Source organism: Cellulomonas sp. PhB143, assembly GCF_003752595.1.
Lineage (GTDB): Bacteria > Actinomycetota > Actinomycetes > Actinomycetales > Cellulomonadaceae > Paraoerskovia.
In genome coordinates this window covers 15781-40246 of record NZ_RKIJ01000001.1, presented here as the reverse complement: position 1 = coordinate 40246, position 24466 = coordinate 15781, and the positions used below count along the sequence as shown (strand labels likewise).

Genomic DNA, 24466 nt, shown 5'->3' with positions numbered 1-24466 from the left:
CCAGTGCCGGAGCGGATGAACTCTCCCCATGTCGCGCCACACGCTGAGAAGTCGAGCTCCGCCCCTCGATCGGAAGAGTCAGGGGCCGAGTTCGACTTCTCGGCGGGTGAGGCCGGCCGTGTCAGCCGTTCGCGCGGCGTCGGACGGCGAGCAGCGTGGTCACGCCGCCACCGACCAGCACGATCGCGGCGACCGCGAACCAGGCGCTGTCGAACCCGGTCTGCGGGAGCTGGTCGCCCGAGACCTCGGCAGCCGCCTCGACTCTCGGGGCGTCCGACGGCGCACCGGTGACCTCCGCGGCGACGGGCGCCGCGATCTCCGTGTCCGTCGAGCTGTCGGAGGCCGCGTCCGACGGCGTGGCGTCGTCCGCCTCCGGCGTCACCACGACCTCCGCCACCGGTGCCCCGGATGCCGCAGCCTCGGCGGGAAGCGTCGGCGTGGACGCGGCGTTCGGGGACTCGGCGGGCACGGTCGGCATGGGCGCCGCGCCCGGGGTCGCGGTCGGTGCGGTCGGCGCGGTCGGCGCGGTCGGCGCGGTCGGCGCGGTCTCAGGCGTGCATGCCCCCGTGAACTCGAACGTGTGGCCCACGTAGATCGAGGTGTCGGCGCTGCGGTTCTCGGCCTCGTTCCACGTCAGGACGTTGCCGAACCCGTCGAGTATCGCCTGGTCCGTCGCGTCGTCGATCCGATAGGTGTCCCGCTGGATCCAGTGGCCGCACTTCGCCGGGGAATCCACGACGCGGTCCTGGGGGAAGATCTCCTTCGCGCCGGCCGGAGGGCTCTGGTCGGCGTCGTCGAACGCGTCGGGCAGGAGCCAGTCGACCTGGACCGTGTACGGGTAGTCGGCGTGCGCCCCGTCCGGCGCGACGACGTCGGTCGCGAAGGCGGGCGCCCCGAGGGCGACGACGCCCGCGGCGAGGGCGGAGGAGAGGAGCGCGGCCATCGCGCGCGGGCGGTGTGCAGTTTTCACGGGAGGTCCCTGGTCTCGGAGCACGGCGTCGGGCGCGACTGAGATTAGGGCACCTGTCCGATATAACCTAATGGCGGCTATCGCGCTGTGGATGACGATTCGTCCGGTCCGCGCTGTGGACGGCCCCGCACGATGCGACGGCCGACGACTGCGGCCCCGCACCCGGGAAGGGGCGCGGGGCCGCGGGCTCGGCCAGGGGATCAGGCGCGGCGGCGCCGCGCGATCACGAGCCCGGCGCCGAGCGCCACCAGAAGCAGCGCGGCGGACCCGATCAGCGCGACGTCGAACCCGGTACTCGCCAGGGCTCCCGTCGCACCGGCGTCGGCCGTCCCGGCCGCGACCTCCGCGGCGTCTGCGTCCGCCGCATCGGTACCCGCACCGGCAGGGGCCCCGGCGACCACGTTCGACGCGGCCTGCGCCCCGGTCACCACGACGTCGCCCCCGTCCGTGGCGTCGGACGACGTCTCGCCCGCGTCGTCCGATACCTGCGGTCCGGCGCCGGCGGGGTACGTGAGGTCGACGGCCAGCTCGGGGTTGACGACGAGCTTCGCGGTGATGTCACCGAGCGTCCAGGCGAAGCCCTCGTCGGTCCGGACCCAGGCGCCGTGGGAGTCCTGCGTCCAGCCGGGCCACGCCGCCGGGGTGCCCTCGGCGGCCTCTGCCGCACCGGGCCACAGGATCCGGCCCTCGAGGTGCCCGTCGACGAGGTCGCCGAGCGTGATGTCTTCCGTGTGCGTGCCGTCGGTCAGCTCGAGGTGGACGGTGTGCGCGGTGGCGCGTGCGCCCGGGTCCGTCAGCGTCACGTCGACGTCGATCCAGGGCAGGCCGTCGACCGTCTCGGTCCGGACCGTGGAGCCGTCGAGAGTCAGGACCGTGCTGTCGTCCGTGTCGCCGGCGTCCGAACCCTCGGATCCCTCGGGCTCCGTCGCGTCCTCAGGCTCCGTCGCGTCCCCAGGGTCGGCCGGGCCGACCGGCGTCGCGGAGGAGACGTCCACCACGACGGGGAACACCGCCGAGGTGCGGTTGCCCGCGGCGTCGACCGACGTGATCTTGACCTGGGTGCGCGCGCCCTCGGTGAGCGTCGAGCTGTCGACCGTGAAGGCGTACTCGTTCACGTCCTCGAAGCGCTGCCCCGTGATCTTCTGCCACTTGTCGTTCGCGCCGATCTGATCGATCTCGACGTACGACCAGCCCGGGTGCTCCTCCACCTGCGAGAGATCGAACGTCGTCTCGCCTGCGCCGGCGATCTGGTCGCCGTCGGGCATGACGATCACCGGCGTGGTGCCGTCGATCGTCAGCGCGACGTCGGCCCCGCCCCAGTTGCCGGCCAGGTCGGTCGCGCCCGTGCGGATCACATAGTCGCCGTCGGCCAGGTCGGCCGGGATGTCCCAGCCGCCCGCCCATGTCGTCCCGCCGATCGCCGTCGTGGCCGACGTCGAGCCGACGGCCCGCAGGAACTCACCGTTCAGGTAGAGGTTCGCGGCCGTCCGGCGCAGCCCCTGCTCGTCCGTCGCGGTGAGCGTGAGCTTGCCGGCCTTCGCGCTCGTGGTGATCCGGTCAGCGGTGGGCGCGTCGATCGCGACGACCGGCCGGGCGGTGTCGAGCGAGAAGTCGACCACGGTCTCGTTCCCCAGGGCGTCGTAGGCGACCAGGGTGTTCTTGCCCTCGACCCCGCCGAACGTCCCCGGCGTGACGCCGTTGACGTCGGACCACTCGTCGTCGGTCAGGTCCTTGAGTACCCCGTTGATCTCGACCTTGTCGACCTTCGCGCCGTCGTGCAGCTTGAAGCTGACCGTGCGGAAGTCGGGGTCCGCGCCGGTCGAGTCGTCCTTGACGGTGACCTCGGGCCCCGTGGTGTCCAGGACGAAGTCGAGCGACGTCACGTTGCCCGCGACGTCGTAGACGTCCAGCGTGTTCGCGCCCTCGACCGCGCCAAAGGCGCCGGGCTTGACGCCGTTGAGGTCCGACCACTGGTTGTCGGTCAGGTCCTTGTCGACGCCGTTGAGCTCGAGCCGGTCGACCTTGCCCGTGTCGGCGAGCTTGAAGGACACGGAGCGGTAGCGCCCGTCGGCGCCGACCGTGCCGTCGCGCTCCGGCTTGACGGTGACCTCGGGGCCCGTGGTGTCGAGGGTGAAGACGAGGGTGGTCTTGTTGCCCAGAGCGTCGTAGGCGACCAGGGTGTTCTTGCCCTCGACCGCGCCGAACGCGCCGGGCTTCACCCCGTTGAGGTCCGACCACTGGTTGTCGTTCAGGTCCTTGGCCACATCGTTGAGCACGATCCGGTCAACCTTCGCGCCGTCGTGCAGCCTGAAGCTCACCGTGCGGAAGACCGGGTCCACGCCCTTCGACTCGTCCTTGACCGTGACCTCGGGCCCCGTGGTGTCCAGGACGAAGTCGAGCGACGTGACGTTGCCCGCGACGTCGTAGACCTTCAGCGTGTTCGTGCCCTCGACCGCGCCGAACGCGCCGGGCTTGACGCCGTTGAGATCCGACCACTGGTTGTCGGCCAGGTCCTTGGCGACCCCGTTGAGCTCGAGCCGGTCGACCTTCCCCGCGTCGTGCAGCTGGAACGACACGGCACGGTAGCGGCCGTCGACGCCGATGGTGCCGCCGGAGGCCGGCTTGACGGTCACGGTCGGGTTCGTGGTGTCCGCGACCGTCCCGCTGCTCGTGGGTGTGTCGTCGGCGAACGCGGGCGTGGCCGCGATCGTTCCGACGAGCGCCAGCGAGGCAACCATGGTGGCGGCCAGCGGCGCGCTGATGGACCTTCTCTTCATCGTGATGGCCTTGTCTCCGCAGGTGGCGCGGGGTTTTTGTGAACCGTCGGGGCTGCGCCAGAGTAGGTCGAACGTCCGACACGAAGGAAGTGCGGTCCATTGCGCTCATCGTTGCAATTTCAACGATCAGCCTCTTCGGGTCCCGCAGACCGCCCAGATTTCACCCGCTCCGCTACCGCACTACTCGCAGCCGACGCCGCCCCCGTCGCGGTCGAGCTTGCTCGAGTACCCCGGGTCGCCCCGGTGGACGGGGGCGGCGCCGGCCGCGCGCGCGGCGTCGCAGTTCTGGTAGGTCACCGAGCCGTCGGAGTCGCCCGAGCCGCCGGACCCATCCCCCGCGGGCGCAGGCTCCGACTCGTCCGCCGCTCCGCCCGCCGGCTCCCCCGCCTCCACCGACGGGTCCTGCTTCGCGTGCGGGTCGGCGTGCCGGGCCGCACCCGCCTCGGTGGGCAGCGGCTCGTCCGGGCACGTCCCGAGCACGCGACGCATCGCCTCGCCCTCCGCCGGCGTCACCCACAGGTGGTAGGCCTGCTTCACGGCGACCTGTCGCGCGACGTACGCGCACCGGAACGCCTTGTTCGGCGGCAGCCACGTCGCGGTGTCGCCGTCGCTCTTGGACATGTTCAGCGGGCCGTCGACGGCGAGCAGGTTCAGCGGGTCGTTGGCCAGCTCCTTGCGCGCGCCCTCGCCGATCTGCTGCGCGCCCGTCTGCCAGGCGTCCGACAGCGCCACGAGGTGGTCGATCTGGACGGCGCTCGACGTCGAGACCCCGCGCCGGAACCCGATGGTGCTGCCGCCGTAGGGGTCCACGAGCACGCCGGTGAGGACGACGCAGTCGTGCGTGCCGTCCTTGTGGGTCACGTCGCCGAGGTCGCGCCCGAGGATGTCGTTGCGGGTGTCGCAGCCGTTGTGGTCAATGTCCGACCACGCCGGGCCGAACTCCTCGCGGTCGTACCCCGTCTTCGGCGCGCGCCCCTTGACGGCGAGCGTGGCGACCGCCGCGAGCGCCGTCCCCGACGCGGCGCCCTTCGCCGTGGTGCCCGACGACGTCGTCGGCTTCGCCTTCGTGGCCGGCTTCGGCTTCGGCTTCGGCGTGGGGGCGGCCGACGACGGTGCAGGCTCGGGCGTCCTCGTCGCCCGGGACGGGCTCGGTGTGGGCGACGACGTCGTTCCGGCCGACGCCGCGGCGTCGGGCACCGTGGCGGAGGGGTCCGCGGAGGCGCCCACGCCCACGGCCGTGCCGACGAGGAGCGCGCCCGCGACGATCCCGGCGACGCCGCGGCGCATCGGCCCCCACCAGGTGCGGGCGAACAGGATCGCGACCGCCGCGGAGACCGCGAGGTAGAGGCCTGCGAAGAGGATCACCCCGGTCTTTCCGCCGGTCGCCCCGAGGAGGATCGCGAGCACGAGGCCGCCGAGCCCGATCCACAGTCCGGGGCGGCGGGTCAGGGGGCGTCGGCTCGGCACCGGCGAATCATGCCACGGGGGCGGGCGCTGCCCTGTGGACGACGCGACGGACCCACAGACCCCCGCCCCTAGGCATACGAGCCGACGGCCACGTATACGCCCGGTATACTCGATCCGTGACGGCGACGACGATCAAGCTCGACAGCGCGCTGCGCGACCGGCTCAACGCCGAGTCCCGCGAGCGAGGCGTGCCCGTCGGGTCGTTCGTCGAGGAGCTCCTGGAGGCGTGGCTGCGCGAGCAGCGCTTCGCCCGGCTGCGGGACGAGATGGCGCGCACCGACCCGACCGAGCGTGCGGCGCACGCGGCCGAGGACGCGGCGTGGGACGCCACCGCGGCCGACGGCCTCGGGGACACCGGTGACGACGCCCGCTCGTGACGGACGTCCCGCCCGCCGGGGCCGCGAAACCGCCGGGCCTCGTGCGTGGCACCGTCTGCTGGGCCGAGCTCGACCCGACGCGCGGCCGTGAGCAGTCCGGGCGCCGGCCCGTGCTCGTCGTCGCCGGCCGGCAGTACCTCGAGACCGTGACCACCCTGGTGATCGTCGTCCCGGTCACCGGTGTCGAGCGCGGCTGGTCCAACCACGTGCGCCTGCACGGCCCGCACGGCCTCGGCCGCCCGAGCTGGGCGATGACCGAGCAGCCGCGCACCCTCTCGCGCGCCCGCCTCGTCGGGGCCGCCGGCCTGGTCGACGCCGCGACGCTGCACGCCGTCGACCGCCGGCTCCGGGACTTCCTGGCCCTCGCCTGACGGCAGACCAGCGCTACTCCTCCGGCAGCCACCCCCGGCGGACCGCCTGCACCCCCGCCTGGAACCGGCTCGTCGCGCCCAGCCGCGCGACGAGGTCGGCCACGCGGCGCCGGACGGTCCGCTCGCTCAGCCCGAGCTGGCGCGCGATCGCCTCGTCCTTGAGCCCCGCCGCGAGCAGCGGGAGCAGGCCGCGCAGGGACTCGTCGAGCCCCTCCGGCCCGGCGGACGCCGGCGCCGCGAACAGCGGCGTGCCCCGCGCCCAGACAGCCTCGAACAGCTCGACGAGCGCGTCGCACAGCCGCGACTGGCGCACCACGATCGCCGTGGACCGCGCCCCCTCGGGGCCAGCGGTCAGGGGCACGACGGCGACCCGGCGGTCGACGACGATCATCTTCAGCGGGACCTCGGGCACCACCCGGGCACGCTCGCCGCGCCGGACGAGCGCGGCGGTCACGGCCACGCGCTCCGGAGAGCCGACCACCTCGGCCGCGTATGCCGCGCGCACCGCGACGCCACGGTCCAGCAGCGCCTCTTCCGCGGCGGCGTCGTCGGGGTCAGGCGTGACGTACGGGGGCGTGTCGAAGGCGAGGACCTCGCTCTCGGCTGCCGCCATCAGCGTCTCGACGACCTCGTTGATGGCGGCCGGCCCCTCGATGACCTCGACCAACCGCCCGGGGTCGGAGACGAGGAGGCGCTCGCGGTACTCCGCGGCGTAGACCTCCACCACCGAGCCGACGCGCTCGAGCGCCGCCTGTCGCGCCCGGACCAGCGCCGGAAGCGCGGCGTGCGGGTCGAGCGGGCGGTACGTGCGGGGGCGGCCGCGGGCGGTCGCGAGGCCGTCGGCGACCAGCCGGTCGAGACGCGAGCGCGCGGCCCGCTCCCCGATGCCGGACGCGCCCGCGAGCGCCGCGACGGTCAGCTCCCCCCGGTTGAGCAGGAGCCGGTAGGCCTCCTCCTCCACCCGCTCGATCCCGATGCCGCCCAGCACGCGCTCACCCCCTCGCCCGGAGCGTAGCCCGCGTCCGTTTCCGGAAGGTGTCCGGTTCCGGCCAGTGATAGCGCTGTCAAACCTGACCGCCGGCTGAGAGGGTGACGTCCACCTGTTTCACCCGTTCCAGCACTGGACAAGGACCCCCTCCATGAGACCCAGACCCCGGAGCCTGCGCTCCGCCGGCGTCGTCGCCACCGCGGCGACCCTGGCGGCGCTGCTGTCCGCCCCGGTCGCCACCGCGGCCCCCGGCGGCGACGGCGACCCCGACGGTGACAGCCCTGACGCGGTGAGCCTGACCCACGAGCAGCTCGACGCGCTCGGCGAGAAGTTCCTCCCCCGCACCGACGGCACGCCCGGCCTGGTGGCCGACGCCGCCGGTGCGGGCTCCGGGTCCAACGGCACCGGCAGCGCGGACGGCACCCCCGAGACGCGTTCCGGCACGCTCGGCGCGAGCGCCGGCGCCACCGACGGCCAGGGCTCCGGCCTCGTCGGCACGTCGGCCTGGGAGACCGTCCGCGGCACCGTCACCCCGCTCGCGCTCGACGGCACCCGGGACTGGGTCGGCATCTCCTCCGGCGGCACGGTCGCCCGCTACGACAAGGACGGCGACCCCGTCTGGCAGCGCACCAGCCGCTCGCTCGTCACGGACTGGGACGCCACGCCCACGAACGCCTACCAGGGCGAGGCGTGGCTCCCGGTCATGTACCAGGGCTACAACCCGTACCAGCCGTCCAGCGTCGGGCGCCACCCGTTCGCGCAGGACGACTTCAACGGCGACGGCGTGAACGACCTCGCCGTCGCCTACGACTTCGGGAACAGCCCGCCGCGGCCGTTCACCACGCCCGGCAGCGACCTGCAGTCCGGCACGTTCGTCACCGTGGTCGACGGCGCCAGCGGGTCGACGCTGTGGCACACGCTGCTGCCGGGGACCGTCGGCTCGATGCACGCGCAGGACGGCACCCTCGTCGTCGCGGACAGCACGGGACCGAGCTGGAACGTCAACCCGGTCGCCGAGCAGGGCGACAGCCGCAGCTCGCTCGTCGCCTACCGCTTCACGACCACGGGGAAGGCCAAGCACGGCGCAGCGCAGGCCGTCAAGGGTCACGAGGCGTGGCGCTACAGCACCAACGCGCCGTTCGCGAGGTTCTCCGACGTCGAGAGCGCGGGCGACCACCAGGTCGTCGTCGGCTGGACGGACACCCCGATCGGGCTGGGCGACGACCGCCCGGCGGCGGGCCACGTCGTCGTCCTCGACGCGCGCGACGGCGACGTCGCCGTCGACACCAAGGTCCCGGGCTACCCGCGGATCGTGCAGGCCGACCCGGTCGCGCACCGCGTGCTCGTCGCCGAGCAGAACGACCCGACCGCGGCCGTCCGCTGGGACCTGACCGCGGTCGACGCGCGCAGCGGCGAGCGCAACGTGATCACCACCCGGGACAGCACCATCCCGGTCGCGCTGGCCGTGAACACCGACGCGCACGGCAACCAGCCGCGCTACGCGGTCGGTGAGATCGGCATCAACGCCGACCTGACGGACGGCGCCAGCACCGTCTCCGCGTGGGACGCCTCCGGGCGCACGCTGTGGAGCCACGCCGCGACCAGCAGCGTCGGCGCGGACGAGAGCCCCGTGCTCGACGTCGCGATCGACACCACGGGCCGCGGCACCGTCGTCGCCGCGGTCGCCGACCCGGTCGCCTCCACGAACGCGCGCCCCGAGGGCCCCACGCACAGCCGGATCCTCGCGTTCGACGCGCCGGGCGGCTCGCCGGCCTGGTCGAACGAGGGCTCCGTCGTCGGCGCCTCGCTCACGAGCTACCAGGGCCAGCTCCTCACCGTCGGCTACGGCCTCACCGCGTGGCGCACGGACATCTCCACGGGCCGCTCGACAGCCCTCCCGCTCCTCGGCGACGCGTACGGCGCGGCGGCCACGGACGTGAACGGCGACGGCGTGGCGGACCTCGTCGTCGGCGGCCAGAGCCAGGGAGTCTTCGCCCTCGACGGGCGCTCGCTGGGCAAGACCGTCCCCGACGTGCTCTGGCGCACCGCGGTCAGCGCGCCCGTGCACGAGGTGCAGGTCGCGCCGGTCGAGGACCGCAAGGGCCACGCCACCACCCGTGTCGTCGTCGCGACGTCGCACGGCTTCGCCGTCCTCGACCCGCGGCGCGGGACGATCGTGTCCGACGTCGACACGGGCGCCTTCCAGCCCGGCGTGCTCGTCACGGACGGGTCGGTCGTCGCGTCCACGGACGCCGCGCTCACGTCGTTCACCGCCGAGGGCCGCACCCGCTGGAGCTACCGGCCGGCGAAGTCGCAGGGCAAGGACCTCGCGTTCTCCGTCGCCGCGACCGACGGGAAGGGGCACGTCTTCGCCGAGGTCGGCGGCATGCGCCCGGTGATCTCGGCGGGGACCAGCGATCCGGCCCCCGCCGCGGTCTCGCTGAACGCGCTCACCGGCGCCGAGCTGTGGTCGCAGCGGCCCGCCGACCCGACGGCGGCGTGGATCCAGCGCAAGGGCGTCTACGCGAGCCCCGACGTCCCCGGCGCCGACGGGCGAGGCGTCGTGTTCGCCTGGGGCGGCGACAAGCCCGCGACGCGGCTGCACCTGGTCCAGGTCGTCGACGGCGGGTCCGGCGAGGTCCTGCGCACGGACCGGTCCCCGGGCTCCGCGACCTTCTACGGCTACACGTCCTCCCCCACCCACGGGCTCGTGGAGGTGCACACCGCGCAGCTCACGGTGTACCCGGCGGACGGCGCGCCCTCCTACCGCGTGCCCACGATCTCCGAGGTCGAGAGCGCGTCGTTCGCCCGGACCACCGGCGGTGACGAGACGTTCGTCGGCGCCGCGGGCGGCATGGTCCAGTACGACCAGCCGTTCCCGGACGAGATCACCAACCACCAGTCCGCGGACAGCCAGCTCTTCTCGCTGTTCGCGGGGGCGGTGCACCCCGTCGACCTCGGGCGCCAGGGCGCCACGGACCTCGTGGGCGTGGCGTTCGACAACACGGCGTTCAACCTCGACCAGCAGGTCGGCGGGTACGCCGCGAACTCCTCCGCGATCGACAACTGGCCGCACGGCGTGACCGTGCAGCACGTCGACCAGGCGGCCACGCCGTCGGGCGAGGTCGCTCCCGGGACGGCGGGCACGGCGTCGTCGGCCTCGCCGGTCGAGGACACGGGCCTGCCCACCGGGCTGGCGTCCGCACCGCACGAGATCCAGCGCTCCACGCCGGTCTCCCCCGCCGCGGCCGACGACCAGGAGGTCACCACGGGCTACACGCCGCAGCAGATCCAGGCGCGCCTGGGCCTGACCGGCGACGGCACCGGCCAGACGGTCGCCGTGAGCATCGCGTACCACTACGCGACGGCGCGCGACGACCTGAACCACTTCGCGAAGCACTTCGACCTTCCGCAGACCTGCGACACGGTCGCCGAGGGGACCGACTGCTTCGACTTCGAGCAGGTGTCGGCCGACGCCGAGCAGCCCGCGGTCGACGCGAGCTGGAACCAGGAGGCCGCGCTCGACATCGAGTGGGTGCACTCCGTGGCGCCGCACGCGAAGATCGTGCTGGTCGAGGCGGCCGACGCCTCGTCGTCCGCGCTCTACCGGGCCGTCGACGTGGCCGCCACCTACGAGCCCGCCGCGATCAACAACAGCTGGGGCATGCGGGAGTTCTCGGAGGAGGCGTACTACGACGGGCACTGCGAGGTCTCGTCCGTGTGCGTCCAGTCCACCGGCGACGCCGGCTACCCGGCCGGGTACTCGTCGACCAACCCGTGGTCGCTCGCCATCGGCGGCACGCACCTCGAGCTGGACGACGCCGGTGCGACCCTCGCGGAGTCCGCGTGGGCCTCGACGGGCGGCGGGCTGAGCTACTTCGAGAAGCGTCCCGCGTACCAGAAGGGCGTCCAGCCCTCGAGGCTGCGCGCGACGCCGGACGTCAGCTTCGTCGCCGACCCCCGTACCGGGGTGGCGGTGTACGTGACGGTCCAGGGCCGGGCGTACTGGATGGAGGTCGGGGGCACGAGCCTCTCGGCCCCCGTCTGGTCGGGCATCCTCGCCGCGACGGACCAGCTGCGGGCCGACGCCGGCAGCGCGCCTCTCGCGGTCGACGGGCGGGGCGGGGACACGGCGCACGCCGCGGTCTACGGCCTCGGCGACGCGCTGTTCGACGTCACCGAGGGGGCCAACGGCCTCTGCGGGACCGAGTGCACCGCCGGGCCCGGGTTCGACACCGTGACGGGGCTCGGCAGCCCGGTCGCGGGGATCGACGCGGCGCTGGCGGCGAAGTGACGGCCGTGGGCCTCGTGACGCGCTGACGCGCGGCCGAGGCGACGACGGAGCCCGTCGGGTCCCCGCAGGGGTGGGACCCGGCGGGCTCTGTCGTGGCGCGGCGGCGGGGCCGGACGACGGGCCGCTCGTCAGGCGAGCAGGATCACCAGTCGTGCACGGTGCCGTCGGCGAGCCGGTTGTACGGCAGGTATGCCCGCTCGTAGGGGTACCTGCCCGCCTCGTCCACGTCCAGGCTCACGCCCAGGCCCGGCTGGTCGCCCGGATGGAGGTAACCGTCCTTCCAGGTGAACGACTGCTGGAACACCTGGTCCGTCCGGGTGCCGTGCAGCATGTACTCCTGGATGCCGAAGTTGTGGATCGCCAGACCGAGATGCAGAGCGGCCGCCATCCCGACCGGTGAGATGTCGGTGGGCCCGTGCATGCCGGACTTGATCTGATACTGAGCGGCATAGTCGAGGGTCTTCTTCAGGGGCGTGATGCCGCCCATGTGGGTCACGGCACCGCGGACGTAGTCGATCAGCTGCTCGCGGATCAGGTCCTTGAAGTCCCACACGGTGTTGAAGACCTCGCCGATGGCGAGCGGCGTCGTGGTGTGCCGACGCACCAGTCGCAGGGCCTCCTGGTTCTCCGCCGGCGTGCAGTCCTCGAGCCAGAACAGGTCGTAGGGCTCCAGGCTCTTGCCGAGCTTCGCGGCCTGGATCGGGGTCATCCGGTGGTGACCGTCGTGCAGCAGCGGGAGTTCGGGGCCGAACTCGTTGCGCACGGCCTCGAACACGCCAGGCAGGTGCCGCAGATACGCCCGTGTGTCCCAGTCCTCTTCTACCGGAAGTCCGCCGCGCCGCGCGGGCTCGTGGTCGTACCGCGCGGCGCCACCACCGGCGTCGGCGGCCTGGGACGCGATCCCGTAGATGGCGCGCAGGCCGGGCACTCCGGTCTGCACACGGATGGACCGGTAGCCCTGATCGAGGTGCGCGCGGATCGAGTCGAAGAGCTCGTCGGTCGTCTTCCCCGACGCGTGGCCGTACGCCATGAGCCCGGTACGGCTCGCGCCACCGAGCAGCTGGTAGACCGGCATGCCGGCCGCCTTGCCCTTGATGTCCCACAGGGCCATGTCGACGGCGGCGCTCGCCGCCATGGTGACCGGCCCGCGGCGCCAGTACGCGCTGCGGTACAGGAACTGCCAGGTGTCCTCGATACGTCCCGCATCTCGTCCGACGAGCAGCGGCACGACGTGCTCGCGCAGATACGCCACGACGGCGAGCTCGCGCCCGTTCAGGGTTGCGTCGCCCAGGCCCACGTGGCCCTCGTCGGTCGTCAGTCGCAGGGTGACGAAGTTGCGGTCGGGGCTCGTGACGACGACCTCGGCCTTCTCGATGATCATGGCGGTGCGCGGCCTCTCAGCGGACGTTCGCGTGCGGACGGGGGGCGGCGGCCCGGACAACGAGATCGTTCGCCGTCCTGACCACGGGTCCGACGAGGTCCGAGGTCGTCACCTGCGAGACGCCGGACAGGCGGAGCTCCGTCGACTCCCCCGGGAAGAGGGTCACCAGCATCTCGTCGACCGTCGCCCCCACCGCGAGCCTGTCGGCGAAGATCACCAGGTCGCGCACGAACGTCCGGGCAGACACCCGGACGACCACGTCGGCGCCGGCCTGAGGGAGGACCTCGATGTCGAGCTCCGCGACCGGATACGCGAAGTCCTTGTCCGGGACGAAGAACCACGTGGCACGCCGGTCCCCGGCGGAGACGACCAGGAGCTCGGCAGCGGGGTCCTCGGGTGTCGCGACGTCCGGGGGGACGACCAGACCGGCCTTGTCGCCGGCCGGCACCGTCAGGTCGACTGTCCAGTGCGCACGCACCGTCCCCGAGAGGTCCAGACGCTGGACGAGGACCTCGGTGGGCCATGGCTCGGTCGCGTCGTTGACCAGGAACACCTCGAGAGACTCGCCACGCGGCTGGACCGTGACCAGGTGGTCGGCATAGACGCGCCGCAGCGTGTACCAGAGCGGCTTCGGCCGTCCGTCGCCGTCGATCGCCGCCCAGGACGTCACCGGCCAGCAGTCGTTGAGCTGCCAGACGATCGAGCCCATGCACCGTCCACGGTGCGAGCGCAGGTGCTCGATCTCGACGGCGATCGCCCGTGACTGGTTGAGCTGGTTCGCAAAGTGCCAGTCCTCCATCGTCACCGGCTCGGGAAAGTGCGGGGCGAGGCCACGGGCGAGCTTGCCGTTCCCGTCCGTCGCCTTCTGGTGGGCGAGCGCCCCCGGCGAGTCAGGAAGCAGCGGGTCGTCGTGCACGGCGCGCGTGAGGGTCGACCAGGCCGGCGGACCCTGCCACCCGAACTCCGAGGCGAACCGGGGCACCCGCGCCCGGTAGTCGTCGTAGCCGGTCGTGTTCCACACGTCCCACACGTGCGAGCACCCGTGGTCGTCGTCGGCGGTGTGCCGGTCCATGGATCCCGAGTACGGGCTGCCCGGCCAGTACGGCCGCGTGCCGTCGACGTCGGCCACGATCGTCGGGAGCAGGTCGAGGTAGTACCCCAGCCCCCACTCCCGGCCGCCGATCCGTTCGGGCCAGCCCCACTCGTGCCACCCCATGAAGTTCTCGTTGTTGCCGTTCCAGAGCGCGAGGCTGGCGTGCGGCATCAGTCGAGCCACGTTCTCGGTCGCCTCGGCGACCACCTCGGACCGGATCGGCTCGGCCTCCGGGTAGGCCGCGCACGCGAAGAGGAAATCCTGCCAGACGAGCACGCCGAGCTCGTCGCACGCGTCGTAGAAGGCGTCGGACTCGTAGATCCCACCGCCCCAGACCCGCAGCAGGTCGATGTTCGCGTCGACCGCCTGCTCCACCCGGCGCCGGTATCGTGCGCGGCTCACACGGGAGGGGAAGCAGTCGTCCGGGATCCAGTTCGCGCCGCGGACGAAGATCTCCCGGCCGTTGACGGCGAGGGCGAAGGAGGTCCCGACGTCGTCGGGCTCGGTACGGAGCTCGACGGTGCGAAACCCGATGCGGCGCTGCCAGGAGCCGAGCTCACGCTCGACGCCGGACCCGCCCCCCGCGGTGAGCGTGACCGTGAGGTCGTAGAGCGGCTGAGCTCCCTGGCCTCGCGGCCACCACAGATCGGGATCGGGCACGACCAGCTCCGCGACCGCTGCGCCGGCGTCCGCGGGGACGAGGACCTCCTGCGAGAGCGCGCCGATGCCCACCCGTACCGTGAGCTCCTCCGGCGTGCGACCGCGCTCGAGGTCGAGCGCGACCCGCACCCGACCGACGTCGCCGTCGACGGTGACGGCCGGGCGCACCTGGTCGAGGCGGGCCACCGACCACGACTCGAGGGCAATGGGACGCCAGATGCCCGCGGTCGTCAGCACCGGGCCCCAGTCCCAACCGAAGCTGCTGGCCATCTTGCGGACGAAGTTGATGGGGTGGACCGAGGCCGTGTTGGGGATCGGCAGCGCACCGAGCCGGTCCCGCTCACGCTCAGCGTGCTCGAGGGCCGAGGCGAAGCGGACGACGACGGTGTTCGTGCCCTCCCGGAGGACGTCCGCGACGTCGAACCGGTACGACCGGTGCATGTTCTGGGTGGACGCGACCCGGGCGCCGTTGAGCTCGACCGTCGCCACCGTGTCGAGGCCGTCGCAGACCAGGTCGACGCGGTCCGCGCCGTCGTCCGTCCACTCCAGCTCCGTCCGGTACTCCCAGGCCGTCCGTGCGATCCACTGGACGTCGCTCTCGTTCTCGTCCAGGTACGGGTCCGGGATGAGTCCGGCCGCGAGCAGATCGGTGTGCACGACCCCCGGCACCTCCCCGGGGACCACGGCGTCGGCGACCCAAGCGGGCGCGTCGCCGGGGATCTGGCCCGGGACGGCGCGCAGCTCCCAGCGGGTGGGCAGCTCGTGACGGATGCTCATGCTTCTCGCTTCTCCTCGTATGACGGTGCGGGCCCGGTGCTACCCCGGACGACGAGCGTCCCGGAGGGCGTCTCGACCCGGCGCCGGGGAGCACCGGCGACGAGCTCGAGCAGGAGGCTCGCCGCCGCCGCGCCGAACTCCGTGAGGTCACGGTGCAGCGCCGTGATCGCCGGGTGGCTGAGCGAGCAGAGGATCGAGTCGTCCCACGCCAGGAGGGAGACCCTGCCGGGGATGTCGACGCCGAGCTCGTGCGCCACCCCGACGGCTGCCAGCGCCATCACGTCGTTGTCGTAGATGATCGCGGTGGGAGGCCGGTCCGAGCTCAGGAGCTCGAACGTCGCGCGCGATCCGGAGTCGACCGAGTAGTCGGTCTTCTTGATCGTGCACTCATCGAGTCCGCGCTCGGTCGTCCACCGGGTGAAGTCCGCATCCCGGAGGACGACGTGGTCGTGCCTCTCGTCACCCGCCACCCGGGCGATCCGTGTGTGGCCGAGACCCAACAGGTGCGTGAGTGCCGCGTCCATCGATCTCGACATGTCGCTCCACACCCCCGCGAAGCCCTCGCTCGTCGGGGGGATCCCGATGAACACCGCGTGGAGGTCGAGCTCGCGCAACGGGGCGAGCCGGTCGTCGTCGGCGTACGGGTCGACGACGAGGACGCCGTCGACCCGACGTTCCGCCGCCCAACGGCGGTAGGTCGCTATCTCCGCCTCGTGGTCCTCGACGACCTGGAACACGAGCGCCAGAGACTCCCTGGCCAGCTCCGACTCGATCCCCGCGATGAGCTGCATGAAGAACGGCTCGACGGCGAGGGTCTTGGCGGGCCGGGCGAAGACCATGCCGATCGCACCGGCTTTCGTGCCGGCGAGGGAGCGCGCCGCCGCGTTCGGCACCCAGCCCAGCTCCGTCGCCACCGCGAGGATCCGGCTGCGGGTGGCGTCGGAGACGCCCGGCCGGTTGTTGAGGGCGAAGGACACCGCCCCCTTCGACACGCCTGCCGCCTGCGCGATGTCGACGATCGTCGGTCGAGCCATGGTTCCACCCCGAACCTTCTCGGGCGCTGGCTGCCCGTCGACGCGCATCATCACACGGCCACCGGAACAGCCGCCCGTACCGTGTCGTTGAGGCAGCGCAGCACGGGCGCCGTGGACCAGCGAGGGTCCGACGCCGCGGCCGTGGTCGAGACGCGGAAGACGTGCTTCTCGCCGGGGAGCAGCGTGACGAGCTGGTCGTCCACCTCCGAGCCTGGGTCGATGCGATCGCTGTTGAGCACGAGCTCGCGCAGGAGCGTCCGCGCGGTGACGGTGACGGCGACCCCGCCGTCCACCGCCTCGACGTCGACGTCGAATCGCGCCGGCTCGAGCGCCGCATCACGGTCCTCGACGAAGAGCGCGACCGAACGGTGCCCGTCGAGACCTGCCACGACGAGCTCACGCGTGGGGTCGCCAGCGGTCGCGACGACCGCCGGCACCGGAACGCTGACGCTGTCCCGCGCGCCGACGGAGACCGGGATCGTCGCCTCGGCCAGCCGCTCGCCCGCGACATCGTGGCGGACGACCGAGAGCTCGCCCTGCCAGGGCGTGGGCCCGTCGTTGACGACGACCACCTGGCGCTGCCCGGAGTCGTCGGTCCGCTGGATGAGGATCCGGTCCGCGTACAGGCGACGCATCGCGTACCAGAGGGGCTTGAGCCGCCCGGCGCCGTCGATCGCCGCCCACGAGGTCACGGGCCAGCAGTCGTTGAGCTGCCAGAGGATGGCCCCCGCGCAGTGCGGCCACAAAGCCCGGTAGTGCTCGACGCCGAACGTGATCGCCTTCGCCTGGTTGAGCTGAGTGAGGTAGTGCCAGTCGTCGGTGTCGACCGGCTCCGGCAGGTGGGCCGCCATACCGCTCGCGAGCTTCCCGTTGCCGTCGACGGCCTTCTGGTGGTGCAGCACACCCGGCGAGTCGAAGAGCACGGGGTCGTCGTCCACCGACGCCGCGAGCGTCGACCATGCGGGCGGTGCCTGATACCCGAACTCCGAGACGAAGCGCGGCCGCTCGTCGGCGTACGCGGTGTAGTCCTCCCGGTTCCAGACCTCCCACGAATGGTGGTTGCCGTAGGCGGGGTCGTTGGGGTGGCGGTCCATCGTGCCGGAGTAGGGCGACCCGGCCCAGTACGGGCGGGAGGGGTCGGTCTCGGCGACGGCCCGGGGCAGCACGTCGAGGTAGTATCCGAGGCCCCAGTCCTTGCCGTCGAGCGGCTCCTTCCAGCCCCAGTCGAAGAATCCCCAGATGTTCTCGTTGTTGCCGTTCCAGAGGGCGAGGCTCGGGTGCGGCATCAGGCGCGCGACGTTCTCCCTGGCCTCCGCGTCGACCTCTGCGACGAGCTCCTCGGTCTCGGGGTAGGCGGAGCAGGCAAACAGGAAGTCCTGCCACACAAGGACGCCCAGCTCGTCGCAGACATCGAACAGCTCGTCCTTCTCGTAGATCCCGCCGCCCCAGATTCGCAGCATGTTGACGTTGGCCTCGGCAGCCCGCGAGATCCGCTCGCGGTAATCGTCGATGCCGACCCGCGAGACGAAGCAGTCGTCCGGGATCCAGTTGACACCCCGCACGAACACCGGCGTGTCGTTGACCGTCACGACGAACGACATCCCCGCGTCGTCGGGCTCGGTCACGAGAGAGACGTTGCGGAAGCCGGTGCGCCTCGTCCACGTGTCCAGGCCTGCACCGTCGGCGCTCAGGCTCACCTCGACGTCGTACAGCGGCTGCTCGCCGTACCCGCGCGGCCACCACACGTCGACTCCCGGCACGGTGACCTGCGTGCGGACCGTGCCGCCGCCGGCCGGTACCGAGGCGGTGCCGACGACGCCGGCGACCTCGACGGTGACCTCGAGGGAGCGCTCGTCGCCGCCGTCCGCCCGAACGTCGATCTCGACCTCGAGCACGCCGTCGCTCCCGTCGACGCGCGCGACCGGCCGGACCGCCGCGAGCCGCGCCGTCTGCCACGACTCCAGGCGCACGCTCTTCCACATGCCCGCGGTGACGAGCGTCGGCCCCCAGTCCCACCCGAAGTTGCAGGCCATCTTGCGCACGTACTGCGACGGCTCCGGGTAGACGTTCGGGCGCTCCCCCGCCTCGGCGACGACGGCGTCCGTGTACTCGCGCACCGGCGCGAAGCCGACCACGAGATCGTTGCCACCGTCGCGCAGCAGGTGGGTCACGTCGAACCGGTACGTCCGGTGCATGTTCGCGGTGTCACCGAGCGTCTCTCCGTTGAGCTCGACGTGCGCGACGGTGTCGAGACCGTCGAACACGAGCTCGTAGGTCCGCCCGGCCTCGGCCACCGCGTCGATCGACGTGCGGTAGGTCCAGGCGGACCGCCCGATCCAGTGCTGTCCGTCCTCGTTCTTGTGGAAGTACGGGTCGGGGATCAGTGCGTGGTCGAGCAGGTCCGTGTGGACGCAGCCGGGCACGGTGGCGGTGACCGGGCTGGTCGGGAAGCCCGCCGGGGCGTCGGCGGCGAGCCGCGTCGGCTCGAGGGTCCAGCCGGTCGTGATCTCGGTGATGTCGCGCATGAGGGTTCTCTCTTCTCGTCGGTCCGGTCGGGAACCGGCGTCAGTGCTGGTGGACGGCGTCGAGGCCGGCGTGCGCCGCCTCGCCGCGCAGGCCCTCGATCACGAGCCCGTCGACGTCGATGACCTCGACCGCGTGGGAGAAGTTCTCCTGGCGGGAGCCCCACACGACCTCGCAGTTGCGGAGCGTGACGTCGGACGCGGTGTCGATGTGGAACCCGGAGGTGGGGTGCTGGTAGAGCTTCTCGCCCTGCTCGAACGGGCGACGGTCGTACTCGCCCCCGGGCCAGCTCGTCCAGCGGTCGAGCTCGATGCGGACGTTCTCGAGCACGACGCCCGAGACCAGTCCCTCCTCGAACCCAGCGATGTAGGCGCCGTTCTCCGAGCGCGCGAGGATGTTGCGGAAGCGGACGTTCGACATCTTGCCGACCTTGTCGTGCCACGGGAAGGCGGTGACGTAGATGGGCTCGCCGTGGCCCCACCAGTCGTCGGAGAAGTGCCGGGTCTCGACGATGCAGTCGGAGAACAAGATGTTCTCGAAGTTCCCCTCCTGGCCGAGGTTGACCGCGAGACCGCGGTGCGAGCCCCGGATCACGCAGTTGGAGACGACGACGTTGCGGATGTCCTCGACCGCGTCGACGCCCACCACGACGGCCGACGACGTCGACTGCAGCGTGCAGTTCGTGATGACGATGTCTTCGGTGATGCCGTACTGCGGGAACTCTTCGCACGTCTTGAGCGAGATGGCGTCGTCGCCGCAGGAGATCTCGCAGTCGCTGATGCGCACCTGGCGGCAGCGGTCGAGGTCGATGCCGTCCGCGTTCGGGTACTTCAGGTCGGCGTCGATGGTGATCGAGTGGATGAGCACGTTCACGCAGCCGGTGAGCCGGACGCACCAGAGCGCGGCGTCGACGAGACGGATGTCGCGCATCGTCACCTGCGTGCAGCCGGTCAGGAAGACCGTGAAGGGACGCCGGTTCGGGCACCGGTAGATGTAGCCGTTGTCCTCCTCGATGAAGTGCCGGCCCGCACCGTCGATCGTCCCGGCTCCGGTGATGGCGACGTTCTGCGCATCACGGGCCCAGACCAGCGCCAGCGCGTGGTCGTTCGCGGGGTTGAGGACACCGGACGACAGCGCGCTGACCTCGATCTCCGTCGTGTAGTCGGCGTCTTCCCCGCTCCCCGCCAGGGTCGCCCCGCGCTCGACGTGCAGCTCGACGTACGAGCGCAGCTCGATCGAACCGGTCATGAACGTCGCGCCCGAGGGGACGACGACGGTGCCGCCGCCGGCGGCGTGGCAGGCGTCGATCGCCGACTGGATCGCCGGGGCGTCGTTGGTCGTGCCGTCGCCGACGGCACCGTGCTCGCGGATGTTGATCGTGGTCATGTCTGGTTCCTTTCGTCGCGCGCGCGGCGCGCGTGGCTGGGGAGCGTTCGGGTGGTCGAGAGAGGGGTTCAGCTCTTCACGGCGCCCTGGAGGAGCGCGTCCTCCATCTGGCGGGAGAGCAGGATGTAAGCGACGTACACGGGCACGAGCGTGACGAGCGTGCCTGCGGCGAGGACGCCGTAGTCGGTGCTGGTCTGCGACACCAAGGTCGGCAGCGCCACCTGCACCGTCCGCACGCTCGGGCTCGGTCCACCGAGGATCAAGGTGAAGAGGTACTCGTTCCAGAAGTTGAGGAGGTTGAGGATCGTCACCGTCGCGATGCCGGGCATCGCGATGGGGAGGTAGATGTGGCGCAGCACCACCCAGCGGCTGGCGCCGTCGAGCGTGGCGGACTCCTCGAGCTCGGGAGGGACGGTCCGCATGAACTGCGTCAGCAGGATCACGGACAGCGGGAGCGCCGTCGCGGGCATGAAGAGGATGACGAAGATCCGCGTCTGGAACAATCCGACCGCGATGGCGAGCAGCACGGTCGGCACCAGCGCTGCGAAGCCGGGAATCAGGAAGCCGAGCGAGAAGAGTCGCTCGACGGCCGTCCCGAGCCTGCCCCGAGCCCGGGCGAGCCCGTAGGCCGCCGGGACGGCCAGCGCGAGCGTGAGGACCGCGGACGTCCCGGTGATGAGCACCGAGTTGGCCAGCGCGGTGCCCAGGTTCGCCCTGGACCACGCCGTGGAGAAGTTGTCGAAGCTGATGCTCGTCGGGAGGGCGAAAGGATGGGCAAAGATGTCGCCGTTCGTCTTGAACGCGGAGACGACCACGTAGTAGAGCGGGATGACGAGCAGCAGCGCGTAGAGCCACGCGAGGACGTGAGCGGGGACCAGTGCTCGACCTCGTCCGGAGTGACGCTGGGTCTTGTTGGTCCGCGCGGCGGGGGGAGCCGCCGGCCGGCGTGCTTCTGTCGTGGTGGTCATGGCAGTCCTCCTCAGTAGCTCGGCCGGAAGGCCCGGCGGATGGTGAGCAGCCCGACGACGCCGACGGCGAAGAGGATGACCCCGACCGCCTGGCTGTAGCCGACCTGCGACTGGACGAACGCCTTCTCGTAGACCAGGAAGGAGAGCGTGGTCGAGGAGTTGCCCGGCCCGCCGTTCGTCAGGAGGAGCACCATGCCCGCGGATGCGAAGACCGTCCACAGGAACTGGAGCATGGTCAGAACACCGAAGTAGTCCTTGATGACGGGGTAGCCGATGCTCCACATGCGCTTCCAGTGACCGCAGCCGTCGAGCTCCGCCGCCTCGTAGATGTCTGTCGAGACCGAGGCCATCCGCGCGGAGAAGAGGATCGCGGTGTAGCCGATGCCCGACCAGAGTCCGACGACGATCACCGTGAAGAGCGCGGTGCTCGGGTTCGCCAGCCAGGGGGTGGCCCAGGAGTCGAGCCCGAGGGTCTCGAGCGCGGAGTTGACCATGCCGGTGGGCTGGAAGATCGCGTAGAAGACCGTGCCCATCGCCGAGAGCGACAGCAGCGCCGGTGTGAAGAGCACGACCCGCAGGAGCCGGTGGAAGCGCGGCTTGAGGGTGACGTAGTACCCGAGCATGAACGCCAGGGGAATCATCACCGGCAGCGAGATAGCGATCTGGACCACGGTGTTGCGTGCCGCCGTCCAGAACACCGGATCGGTGAAGACCCTCCGGTAGTTGTCGAATCCCGCCCAGCTCGGCGTGGCAAGAAATCCGCTCCAGCTGAGCAGGCTGATCACGAAGATCGCGATCATCGGCCCGATCGTGAAGACCACGTACCAGATCACGGATGGCGCGCTGAACGCCGCGACCGTGATGTTGTCCGCGCGCTGCCGCCGAGAGCGACCCGGTCGCGGGTCCGGCACGCCGGTGCCGGGCGCCAGGTCACTCTCGATGAGTGGTGCTGTCATCGTTGACTCCTCGGTCGTGGTGCGGGCCGCCAGGGGCGGCCCGCACCGCTCCACTAGCCGACCGACGCGTAGGCGTCGTCGATGGACTTGCAGATGGACGCCGCGTCGTGCCCCGGCGAGTAGGCCAGCGAGGTGGCACGGATCATCGGGTCGGCGACGGCACCGGGCACCGAGGCGTCCGGCATGACGGCGTAGTCGACGCGCGAGTCGAGGTCGTTGACACCCTGCTCGAGCAACGGGTTGTTGATCTTGGCGTCATCGCCGGTCGTCGCCGCAGGGACGAGGTTCGCGGTGGACACGAAATCCCCGACCGTCTCGCTCGAGTACAGGAGCTTGACGAACTTCTCCGCGAGATCGGCCTTCTTCTCGCCGTTCGGGCTGAGCATGACCCCGACGCCGGTGTACCCGTTGTACGCGGTCGGCTTGTCGTAGGCTCCGCCGTCCGACGGGTCCGGGAACCCGGAGAGCGTCGTCGACGCGGCGAGCTCCGGGGTGAGGTCGTCCGAGCCGAAGGCCCAGGATCCCGCGGACACGATCGCCGCCTTGCCGTTGAAGTACTCGGCGTTCGTCGCGTCGGCGCTGTATCCCTGGGCGTCGTCGACGAAGACGCCACCGTCACGGAGCTTCGTGAAGAGCTTGATGCCCTTCATGATGTCCGGCTGCGCGCAGAAGCCACCCTTGGTGAAGGTCTCGCGGGCGGTGTCGGCGTCCGCGTAGGACTGGGCGATCTGGAGGAACACCTTCTGCCCGGACCAGTCGTTCCCGCCGACAGCCATCGGCTCGATCCCAGCGGCGCGCAGCTTTCCTGCAGCGGCGATGAGGTCGTCGGTCGTCGCCGGGATCCCGTCGACGCCGGCCTTCTTGAGCAGGTCGGTGTTGTACCAGACCGGCCAGAGGAAGCCGGAGAACGGCAGCCCGACGAGCTTGCCGTCGGAGTCCTTCCACTCGTCGACGGCCGACCCCTTGATCGAGTCGCTCAGGCCCCAGTCCTTGAGATAGGAGTCCATCGGCACGACCGCGCCGTTCTTGACCCAGTCGACGGTCTTCTCGGCGTAGTTGCTGAGGACGAGGTCCGCCTCGCTGCCGCCGGCGACCGAGGTCTCGTACACGTCGGAGAGCGACTCCCCGGTGTCGAGCCACTCGACCTTGGCACCGGTCTCGTCGGTGAACTGGTCGATGACCTTGGAGAGCGCGTCTCCCTCGGCCGTCCCCTTGGTCCAGACCGACTGGACCGTGAGGGTGTTGTCGTCGGAGCCACCACCGCCGCTGCCGCATGCGGCGAGCGGGACGACGAGTCCTGTGACGAGTGCTGCGCCGATCATGCTTCGTGTCTTGCGCACGGTTGCCTCCTCGCAACTAAAGCGGTTCAGTGCTCCCGAACCTAAACCGCTCTAGTAGCGAGTGTCAACACCCCGCGACACAGTGGTTCGCACCGGCCGCCACGCCCGTGCAGAGACGACGGCCCGCCGGCGTCAGGCCCGGTGCCGCACCCGCGGGTCGTCGAACAGCGCGCGGACCGCGGACGCCTCGTTGCCCTCGGTGAGGAAGTTGGTCCAGGTCATGAACCACGCCCATCCGGGCTGGCGGTCCAGGACCTGCGACGTCGGCAGCGTCCCGACCTCGCCCAGAGCGATCGGCCGGCCCTCTGCCAGCTCGCGCAGCTGGTCGTGGTGGGACTGGCGATAGTCGTCGTGATAGACGTCCGCCGCGAGCACGTCGACGATGTCGTGTCCTGGGTAGAAATCCGCGTATCCCGCGGCGAAGTCGTCCGGATCCTCCCGAGGCGCGTTCGCGTTCCACACCCAGACCAGGTTGTGCAGGCCGTGCACGTCCACGAGTCGGGTGTGGAGCTGCCGGTACAGAGCCGCGTATCCGCGGCGGCCGCCGCGGCCACCCCACCAGAACCAGTCGCCGTTCATCTCGTGGTACGGGCGCCACAGCACGGGGATGCCCGCGTCACGCAGGCGAGCGAGATACGCAGCGACCACGTCGACCTGGCGGGTCCAGCGCTGATGGACCTCGGTGCCCGGCGTCAGCAGCGCCTCCCAGTCGTCCGCGTCGAGCCTGCCCCGGCAGATGCTGCCGTCGAAGGTGACCGGCTCTTCCTCGGTAGGCCTCACGGCATGCCACATCAGCGTGATGACCGAGCCCGCGGCGTGCTGCTCCAGCGCCTCGTCCACGACCGCCGCGCGGTAGGAGATGCCGTCCTGGTCGCCGTCGGCCGCGAAGCCGAAGTCCTGACCCCACACGGTGGGGTAGCGCCCCGTGATGTCGCGCGCCTGGTCCGAGTAGGACGAGAGCTCACGCGGGGTGTTGTGCTGGCCCGAGAGGATCTCGCCGGCGCGGCTCGTCGCGTAGATCGATGCGAGGAGAGACCGGGCCTCAGTGGTGGCCTTCGGGTCGGCGGGTGGGCGCGGCGTCGCTGTGGGCATGCTGAGGTTCTC

General features: G+C 71.5%; 16 protein-coding genes. 3 read left to right on the top strand and 13 right to left on the bottom strand.

The genetic code is table 11. The annotated features are described in order from the left end of the window. Nucleotides 1-121 precede the first annotated feature (121 nt). The 3 genes from EDF32_RS00170 to EDF32_RS15000 all read right to left on the bottom strand — a co-directional run bounded on the left by EDF32_RS00170 (nt 122) and on the right by EDF32_RS15000 (nt 5214). Nucleotides 122-970 (bottom strand): LPXTG cell wall anchor domain-containing protein, encoded by an 849-nt coding sequence (locus tag EDF32_RS00170; RefSeq protein ID WP_148061537.1) that lies wholly within the window; start codon nt 968-970, stop codon nt 122-124. A gap of 200 nt (nt 971-1170) precedes the next feature. Continuing rightward, the gene (locus tag EDF32_RS00165) at nt 1171-3747 is read right to left on the bottom strand and encodes a hypothetical protein (RefSeq protein WP_148061536.1); all 2577 of its coding nucleotides are present in this window, start codon (nt 3745-3747) and stop codon (nt 1171-1173) included. A gap of 180 nt (nt 3748-3927) precedes the next feature. Then, nucleotides 3928-5214, bottom strand: coding sequence for a DUF1524 domain-containing protein (locus tag EDF32_RS15000; RefSeq protein ID WP_305037909.1), 1287 nt, complete (start codon nt 5212-5214; stop codon nt 3928-3930). Between the two features lie 116 nt (nt 5215-5330). On the opposite strand from EDF32_RS15000, the gene EDF32_RS00155 reads away from it, so the two are divergent. Both EDF32_RS00155 and EDF32_RS00150 read left to right on the top strand, forming a co-directional pair. Beyond that, the gene (locus tag EDF32_RS00155) at nt 5331-5591 is read left to right on the top strand and encodes a toxin-antitoxin system protein (RefSeq protein WP_123306523.1); all 261 of its coding nucleotides are present in this window, start codon (nt 5331-5333) and stop codon (nt 5589-5591) included. Then, a complete protein-coding gene (locus tag EDF32_RS00150; protein WP_123306522.1) occupies nt 5588-5962 on the top strand; it encodes a type II toxin-antitoxin system PemK/MazF family toxin in 375 nt (124 codons plus the stop codon). The genes EDF32_RS00155 and EDF32_RS00150 overlap by 4 nt, the downstream gene beginning before the upstream one ends. A 13-nt stretch (nt 5963-5975) precedes the next feature. On the opposite strand, the gene EDF32_RS00145 is transcribed toward EDF32_RS00150, so the two are convergent. Then, nucleotides 5976-6950 (bottom strand): helix-turn-helix domain-containing protein, encoded by a 975-nt coding sequence (locus EDF32_RS00145; protein WP_123306521.1) that lies wholly within the window; start codon nt 6948-6950, stop codon nt 5976-5978. Between the two features lie 151 nt (nt 6951-7101). Between EDF32_RS00145 and EDF32_RS00140 the strand changes: the two genes are divergently transcribed. Beyond that, nucleotides 7102-11244: a S53 family peptidase gene (locus EDF32_RS00140; RefSeq protein ID WP_123306520.1), complete on the top strand. Its 4143-nt coding sequence runs from the start codon at nt 7102-7104 to the stop codon at nt 11242-11244. Between the two features lie 142 nt (nt 11245-11386). Here the strand turns inward: EDF32_RS00140 and manD are convergent, their stop codons facing one another. The 9 genes from manD to EDF32_RS00095 form a co-directional block, all read right to left on the bottom strand. Then, on the bottom strand, nt 11387-12625 hold the full coding sequence (gene manD, locus EDF32_RS00135) for a D-mannonate dehydratase ManD (RefSeq protein WP_123306519.1): 1239 nt from the start codon (nt 12623-12625) through the stop codon (nt 11387-11389). A gap of 16 nt (nt 12626-12641) precedes the next feature. Continuing rightward, nucleotides 12642-15155: a glycoside hydrolase family 2 protein gene (locus tag EDF32_RS00130; RefSeq protein WP_123306518.1), complete on the bottom strand. Its 2514-nt coding sequence runs from the start codon at nt 15153-15155 to the stop codon at nt 12642-12644. Continuing rightward, a complete protein-coding gene (locus tag EDF32_RS00125) occupies nt 15152-16189 on the bottom strand; it encodes a LacI family DNA-binding transcriptional regulator (protein WP_123306517.1) in 1038 nt (345 codons plus the stop codon). The genes EDF32_RS00130 and EDF32_RS00125 overlap by 4 nt, the downstream gene beginning before the upstream one ends. Before the next feature lie 50 nt (nt 16190-16239). Beyond that, nucleotides 16240-18714, bottom strand: a complete 2475-nt coding sequence (locus EDF32_RS00120; RefSeq protein WP_123306516.1) for a glycoside hydrolase family 2 protein — start codon at nt 18712-18714, stop codon at nt 16240-16242. Nucleotides 18715-18754: 40 nt separating this feature from the next. Continuing rightward, complete coding sequence (locus EDF32_RS00115) at nt 18755-20098, bottom strand: glycoside hydrolase family 28 protein (protein WP_123306515.1); 1344 nt, start codon at nt 20096-20098, stop codon at nt 18755-18757. A gap of 68 nt (nt 20099-20166) precedes the next feature. Next, on the bottom strand, nt 20167-21066 hold the full coding sequence (locus EDF32_RS00110; RefSeq protein WP_123306514.1) for a carbohydrate ABC transporter permease: 900 nt from the start codon (nt 21064-21066) through the stop codon (nt 20167-20169). An 11-nt stretch (nt 21067-21077) separates the two neighbouring features. Beyond that, nucleotides 21078-22022, bottom strand: coding sequence for a carbohydrate ABC transporter permease (locus EDF32_RS00105; protein ID WP_123306513.1), 945 nt, complete (start codon nt 22020-22022; stop codon nt 21078-21080). Nucleotides 22023-22075: 53 nt separating this feature from the next. Next, on the bottom strand, nt 22076-23362 hold the full coding sequence (locus EDF32_RS00100) for an ABC transporter substrate-binding protein (RefSeq protein ID WP_199734771.1): 1287 nt from the start codon (nt 23360-23362) through the stop codon (nt 22076-22078). Nucleotides 23363-23494: 132 nt separating this feature from the next. Continuing rightward, on the bottom strand, nt 23495-24454 hold the full coding sequence (locus tag EDF32_RS00095; RefSeq protein ID WP_158614028.1) for a glycosyl hydrolase: 960 nt from the start codon (nt 24452-24454) through the stop codon (nt 23495-23497). Nucleotides 24455-24466: the final 12 nt, after the last annotated feature.

What these genes read in the sequence shown, in the direction of transcription:
- EDF32_RS00165 (WP_148061536.1), bottom strand. Translation starts at nt 3,747, where the DNA reads ATGAAGAGAAGGTCCATCAGCGCGCCGCTGGCCGCCACCATGGTTGCC.
- EDF32_RS00140 (WP_123306520.1), top strand. Translation starts at nt 7,102, where the DNA reads ATGAGACCCAGACCCCGGAGCCTGCGCTCCGCCGGCGTCGTCGCCACC.
- manD (WP_123306519.1), bottom strand. Translation starts at nt 12,625, where the DNA reads ATGATCATCGAGAAGGCCGAGGTCGTCGTCACGAGCCCCGACCGCAAC.
- EDF32_RS00130 (WP_123306518.1), bottom strand. Translation starts at nt 15,155, where the DNA reads ATGAGCATCCGTCACGAGCTGCCCACCCGCTGGGAGCTGCGCGCCGTC.
- EDF32_RS00125 (WP_123306517.1), bottom strand. Translation starts at nt 16,189, where the DNA reads ATGGCTCGACCGACGATCGTCGACATCGCGCAGGCGGCAGGCGTGTCG.
- EDF32_RS00120 (WP_123306516.1), bottom strand. Translation starts at nt 18,714, where the DNA reads ATGCGCGACATCACCGAGATCACGACCGGCTGGACCCTCGAGCCGACG.
- EDF32_RS00115 (WP_123306515.1), bottom strand. Translation starts at nt 20,098, where the DNA reads ATGACCACGATCAACATCCGCGAGCACGGTGCCGTCGGCGACGGCACG.
- EDF32_RS00110 (WP_123306514.1), bottom strand. Translation starts at nt 21,066, where the DNA reads ATGACCACCACGACAGAAGCACGCCGGCCGGCGGCTCCCCCCGCCGCG.
- EDF32_RS00105 (WP_123306513.1), bottom strand. Translation starts at nt 22,022, where the DNA reads ATGACAGCACCACTCATCGAGAGTGACCTGGCGCCCGGCACCGGCGTG.
- EDF32_RS00095 (WP_158614028.1), bottom strand. Translation starts at nt 24,454, where the DNA reads ATGCCCACAGCGACGCCGCGCCCACCCGCCGACCCGAAGGCCACCACT.